The organism is uncultured Nostoc sp. (assembly GCF_937863485.1).
Taxonomy (GTDB): Bacteria; Cyanobacteriota; Cyanobacteriia; order Cyanobacteriales; family Nostocaceae; genus Nostoc.
Genome location: NZ_CALMFY010000052.1, coordinates 1 through 5757 on the forward strand (window position 1 = coordinate 1; position 5757 = coordinate 5757).

A 5757-nucleotide genomic window follows, 5' to 3' on the forward strand; every position below is an offset into this window, starting at 1 on the left:
TTAAGATTCTAAACCAGAAAAAACTGAAAAATAACACACCTTGAAAGGGCTAGGGAAAAAATTATGGGTGCGGCTCTGGTAGAACATTTGAAGCAAGTGGAAGATTTGAGAACGACTGATGGTCGAAGACAGTTTAAGTAAGAGTTTATCGATTAATTCACGTGTTGAGTTGTCAATCGATTGTCGCGTTGGACTTTCGACAAATTGTAGTCCACAATTTTGACATTTGAACCGTTATTTTTCGTAGTGAGTGCGTCCATTTTTGACTATGTTGTTTGAGTTGCATTTAGGACAGTGCATAGTTCCCATATTGAACAACCCTTCCTTTTTTTATCATTACTATGCACTACTACCATTACTTGCTTATTCCGGAAAGTGACAGAAGAGGGATATACTGTGCTGTTTCCTAAATCCTTTGTGAATAAGCTTTTCAAGACTTAATGCGAAAAGTCAGAACAAGGAATGGGCAAACAAAGCAGCTTGAGTGCGATCGCGTAAATTTAACCGACTCAGAATATTGGTAACATAATTCTTAACAGTGTTTTCTGAAAGAAACAGCGATTCGGCAATTTCACGGTTATTGGCTCCAGAAGCAATTAACCGCAATACATCTAATTCTCTGGGTGTAAGTTGCGCCAATTCTGGAGGAGTTTGCACAGACGGGACAGGTGCGGTAATCGGCATGAGTGCTTTCTCAAACAATCCCGGACCGAGTAGGGTTTGTCCCTTATAGACGGATCGAATTGCCAACATTAATTCATCAGGTTCGGTGTCCTTGAGTAAATAGCCCTTTGCACCCAGCCGCATCGCCTGGTAAACATACTCATCATCATCGAAGGTGGTCAGAACCAGAACCTTAATGTCAGGATATTGTTGAGCGATCGCCTTTGTTGTAGCAACTCCATCCATTACAGGCATCCGAATATCCATTAGCACAATATCAGGTTGCAGTGCAGGAATCACCTCGAGTGCGCGTTGTCCATTCTCCGCCTCACCAATTACCTGCATCTCGGCATTGGACTCAAGCATACTCTTAAGTCCCTGGCGAATAAGATGCTGATCATCAACTAATAAAATCCGAATCATAGCTAAAACAACAGCTTTGATAGTGGCAAAGAAACAGAAATACAGCAACCTGTTCCTAATTGACTGTGGAGATTTAACTGAGCGCCCAGTGCAACCGCTCGTTCTCGCATCCCTTGTAGCCCAAACCCGGTTGTATTTTGAGTGGGGTTAAACCCTTTTCCATTATCTTCGATTGACAGATGAATCATTCCAGCGTCAGCCAGTAGTCCAACGGTGACACTCGTTGCCTGAGCGTGTTTGCAAATATTTGTTAACGATTCTTGCACAATCCGGTAAAGAGCCGTATTTACTTCTATTGGTAAAGTGTACGGTAGATCAATTTTACAGCCCGGTTCAATACCTGTGATTTGCTGAAAATCTGTCAGCAGCTTTTCAATGGCTGATTTGAGAGATTGTCCTTGTAAAGGATTTGAACGTAAAACAGAAAGCGATCGCCGAATTTCCAGCAGCGCCTCAGCCCCTAATTCCTTTGCCTGTTTGAGAAATGTCAATGCTTTGTAATTGTTTGATTCCCAGAACAACAGGGTATTATTAATCTGAATAGTTTGGGCAACTAGAGTGTGTCCCAACCCATCATGAATTTCACGAGCAATTCGGTTGCGTTCCTGCAAAGTTGCCTGATCTTCAATCCGTAGTGCATACTGGCACAGTTGTTGATTGGTTATCTCTAATTGCTGATGGGCAATTTCTAACTGCTCTCGACTTTGACGCTCTGCAAGCAGGGCATTAATTAATAATAAAGCGAATACTAACGTTAAGCTAAACAATAATATATTACTTAATCGCCAATCCCAAGACATAGCGATCAGTTTATCTGGGATAAACTTATCAGGTACAATCGGTCTTGACAAAAGCAGTGTTCCATAACAAAGCAGAGATAAACCCAAGACAATTAACTGTCCCGATCGCTTAAATATCAGGCAACTCCGCATCACCAGTACCAGACACAGCAGGAAAACGGAGCGACTAGATAAGCTATGTTGAGCTGTTGGCAATAAAATTAAACCGAATTCCAGGGCTGTATAAAGTAATTTTGTTTCCAGCTTCACCATTGGTAGTCTCAAGCCCATCAAGCTGAAAGTTGCGATCGCGACAACTCGTAGCAGCAACGACCAGGACAACTCAAACGGCAGCACAACTTCCATGAACATTGCTGTGGCTAATAACAGCCACTCTAGGTAAAGCAACAGACGAAACGATGGGTAGGTCAAGCGAACCATAGAACTGTTCCAATTCAATGGTCTTTGTAACAAAACCATAGGTATTTTCACAATTTTAGGATGAAACTCTTCTTCCTATATAACGAATCTGTCTCTAGTATCGATAGAGCCGTTCTGACTGATTAACTATTTCTAAATTAGGAAAAAAGTCACAATAAATTGAGTACTTTTTTACTGGTCAGGTTAGGAATTCTAGCTGATGCACAAACCTATGCCAACTTTTAAGATTAGCTGGTATGAGTAAAGCAGTAACTTTTCAAACATCTTCTAAACAGTCACCGAAGAGGAAAAGGGGCATGGGGCAAGGGAGTGAGTTCAAAGACTCGTCAGCGAGTATTAAAGACTTATTAACGGAGTTCAAAGACTCGTCAGCGAGTATTAGAGACTCATTAACGGAGTTCAAAGACTCGTCAGCGAGTATTAAAGACTTATTAACGGAGTTCAAAGACTCGTCAGCGAGTATTAAAGACTTATTAACGGAGTTTAAAGACTCGTCAACGAGTATTAAACCAATGCCCCCTGCTCCCTGCTCCCCTTCCTCTTTGGTCAGAACAGTCGGATTATACACAACAAAAACCAGAGAAGTAAATGATTAAAAAACAGATAATTTTACCAACCCTTCTACTTGCAACTATCCTGATTGGAGGAATGACAAGTTGCACCAGTTCAAAGTCTCCAGATGTGTCTCAAGGGGAGGACTCCGGGACAAAGGTATCTAATACCAATGCTTCTGCTCCCAACTCTCCTGGGGCGAATACGCCGCAGAGCGCCGAGAAACGCGAAGCAGTTCGCAAGCAAGTTGAGGCAGTTCTGACCCCAGATCAGGTAAAGCAATTGTCAGCGAAATTACAACAAGGTGAAAGAATGCGTAAAGCAGTATTGAGCCTGAATCTCACGGCTGAACAAAAGACTAAAATTCAGGATATTTTTAAGACTGCCTATCCCCACCGTAAAAGGCAATCCCAAGATAAATCCTAGTGCAACAAGTCAAAAGAAAGAATACTTATAAGATAATAGATGCTAAATAGTTAAACTATGTTCAAGCAAAAATTGATCCTCAAGATAGAACTCGCTATTATCGCAGCAATCCTGGCAGGAACTAGTCTCTACGCTTCAAAAGCTCTAGGTAAACCCCAAGCTAGCCCCCAAAAACTCGTGGATGAGGTGTGGCAAATCCTAGATAAAAATTATGTTGATGTCAGCTTTAACCATCAAGATTGGAAAGCAATTCGACAGCAGTATCTTAGCCGTTCTTATAGTTCCAACAAACAGGCTTATGGGGCGATTCAAGAAATGGTGGCTAAATTAGGCGATCGCTATACGGAGTTTTTCAACCCCCAGGAATTTCTTGCCCTAAATAAAGACCTTTCTGGCAACCTCAGTGGTGTCGGATTGGAACTGGCACTGAATGAAAAAACTAAAGCTTTAACTGTTATCGCCCCGATTCAAGGAACGCCTGCTTTTAGGGCGGGTATTTTGCCGGACGATGTAATTGTCCAAATTAACGGTCAAAGAACTCAGGGGATGAAAATTGAGGATGCCGTTAAGCGGATTCTGGGCCCGGTGGGAACCAAGGTAGTACTGACAATTCAACGGGGCAATCAATCGCAAACTTTCAACCTTACCCGCGCAAATATTGCTATCCATCCTGTAACTTATAACACGCAAAAAACATTAATGGGTAAAATTGGTTACATTCGGTTACCAGAGTTTACGCAAACGGCTCCGGTAGAGATGCATCGGGCAATTCAAGCATTAGAAAAACAGCAGGTGCAGGGCTACGTCTTGGATCTGCGTTCTGACCCAGGTGGACTACTGGATGCAAGTTTGCAAATTGCCAGTATGTGGTTGAAGGAAGGGGCAATAGTATCTTTGGTAAATCGAGACCAAGTTAAAGATAGCTACAATGCGTCGGGACATCCTCTCACCAACAAACCCTTAGTGATCCTGGTCGATAAGGGATCTGCTAGCGCCAGCGAAATTCTGTCGGGAGCGCTGCAAGATGACAATCGCGCCAGATTAGTAGGGACTCGCACCTTCGGTAAAGGTTTAGTTCAATCCGTAGAGCCACTTTCTGATGGTTCGGCGCTGAAACTAACGATCGCTAAATACTATACACCTAAAGGTCGAGATATCAATCATGTCGGCATTGCACCAGATATTAACGTGGAGTTAACCAAGGCACAACAGCAAGCATTGGTGCAAAACCGAACCCTGGGGACATTAGCTGATCCTCAGTATGCTAGCGCGGTTGCTGACCTGAGCAAATTGATTCAGTCAGAGGCTAATCATCTAAGTTTACAACGTGAGCAATAAGTATAGAGATATTCTTAACAATATCTCTTATGGCCACTTTCAATCATGTCAACCCGCAAAGCTCAACGACTTCAAATTTGTGAACCAGTCCCAGGTCTTAGAATCCTGGTTCAACTCAGTAACACTCCCCTAGTGCGGACAGTCATAGGTACTGTTACCCACCATCAGCTAGCTATCGTCGGGGTTGTATTTGTTGTCACTTTAGTTTTTGCTATGCGGGAAAACGACCCCTGGCTGACAGTGCCTAAACAGGTGGCAATTGAGTTCTTTTCTGCTGTATCCCAGTCCCTAGCTGCGTTATTGGGGGTGTTAATTGTTTTCCTGACGTTTAATAGTCAGTTGATTGCTCAAAGGCAACATGAGGACTACTATACACTTCAGATTCAGATTGACCAACTCATTCGTTTAACTCAGTCTCTTCCCCCCGAACTCAGTAATTTTGCTGAAACTCTGATAGCGCTGATTAACTATTTAGTTCCCTTGCATTTAAAGGATTTACCAATTTGGCCAACTAGCTCCCAGATGCTACCTTTGGACAAGCTTTTAAATAATTTCAAGAATGAATATGAATGGGCGCAGGTGCAGCAACAATGCTCCTTAGCTACCCATCTGCACCGACAACAAATTTTACTTGTTATCAATAACATCGAAGAAATCGTGGAGGGATTCTCCAGGCTTTACAATCGCATCCTGGAGATGAGCCGTTTCATTCTGGCGATCGTCAAGTTGTCCTTTCTCCTGGGAGTTTCGCTGCTGTTTTTGCTGTTATTTGGGATTATTGATTTGCAAAGGAAGTTTCCTGATCTCAGCCTTCCTGTAATTGTTTCTCTAGCAATTTGGGTGTTGATTGCTCTTCTGGAACTAGTGCTTGATACCTGGTTTCTTTATAAAAACCTCTATGGCTCGTCGAGTCATTATCTGCGGTTTTTCCCTAATAAAAAATCCCCTAATTAATCGACAGAAGCTGCTCGTGCCATTACATTTACGGGAGTTTATTGTACAAATTGTTCAAAGATGGACGGTAACATTTTGACACTCCAACTTGTCGAATCTCTTGAGGATACATTGAAGTCTGACTCTAGATATAGCAATCCTAAATCATTTGTAAAAAATCACAGTTGTTGATACTCTGAAC

General features: G+C 42.4%; 5 protein-coding genes. 3 read left to right on the forward strand and 2 right to left on the reverse strand.

What is annotated here, in order from left to right; all coding sequences use genetic code 11:
• Positions 1-450 precede the first annotated feature (450 nt).
• A complete protein-coding gene (locus tag Q0541_RS07595; RefSeq protein ID WP_298907749.1) occupies positions 451-1086 on the reverse strand; it encodes a response regulator transcription factor in 636 nt (211 codons plus the stop codon).
• A gap of 2 nt (positions 1087-1088) precedes the next feature.
• Positions 1089-2306: a sensor histidine kinase gene (locus tag Q0541_RS07600; RefSeq protein WP_298907752.1), complete on the reverse strand. Its 1218-nt coding sequence runs from the start codon at positions 2304-2306 to the stop codon at positions 1089-1091.
• 588 nt (positions 2307-2894) lie between these two features.
• Between Q0541_RS07600 and Q0541_RS07605 the strand changes: the two genes are divergently transcribed.
• The 3 genes from Q0541_RS07605 to Q0541_RS07615 are packed head-to-tail and all read left to right on the forward strand — an operon-like array spanning position 2895 to position 5576.
• Entirely contained in the window at positions 2895-3284 is a 390-nt protein-coding gene (locus Q0541_RS07605; protein ID WP_298907755.1) for a hypothetical protein, read from the forward strand.
• A 57-nt stretch (positions 3285-3341) separates the two neighbouring features.
• A complete protein-coding gene (locus Q0541_RS07610) occupies positions 3342-4622 on the forward strand; it encodes a S41 family peptidase (protein ID WP_298907757.1) in 1281 nt (426 codons plus the stop codon).
• A 45-nt stretch (positions 4623-4667) separates the two neighbouring features.
• Positions 4668-5576, forward strand: a complete 909-nt coding sequence (locus tag Q0541_RS07615; RefSeq protein ID WP_298907759.1) for a hypothetical protein — start codon at positions 4668-4670, stop codon at positions 5574-5576.
• The last annotated feature ends 181 nt before the right edge of the window (positions 5577-5757 follow it).

Excerpts from the sequence above, each read along its gene's own strand:
- Q0541_RS07615 (WP_298907759.1), top strand. The coding sequence starts at position 4,668 with ATGTCAACCCGCAAAGCTCAACGACTTCAAATTTGTGAACCAGTCCCA.
- Q0541_RS07605 (WP_298907755.1), top strand. The coding sequence starts at position 2,895 with ATGATTAAAAAACAGATAATTTTACCAACCCTTCTACTTGCAACTATC.
- Q0541_RS07595 (WP_298907749.1), bottom strand. The coding sequence starts at position 1,086 with ATGATTCGGATTTTATTAGTTGATGATCAGCATCTTATTCGCCAGGGA.
- Q0541_RS07600 (WP_298907752.1), bottom strand. The coding sequence starts at position 2,306 with ATGGTTCGCTTGACCTACCCATCGTTTCGTCTGTTGCTTTACCTAGAG.
- Q0541_RS07610 (WP_298907757.1), top strand. The coding sequence starts at position 3,342 with ATGTTCAAGCAAAAATTGATCCTCAAGATAGAACTCGCTATTATCGCA.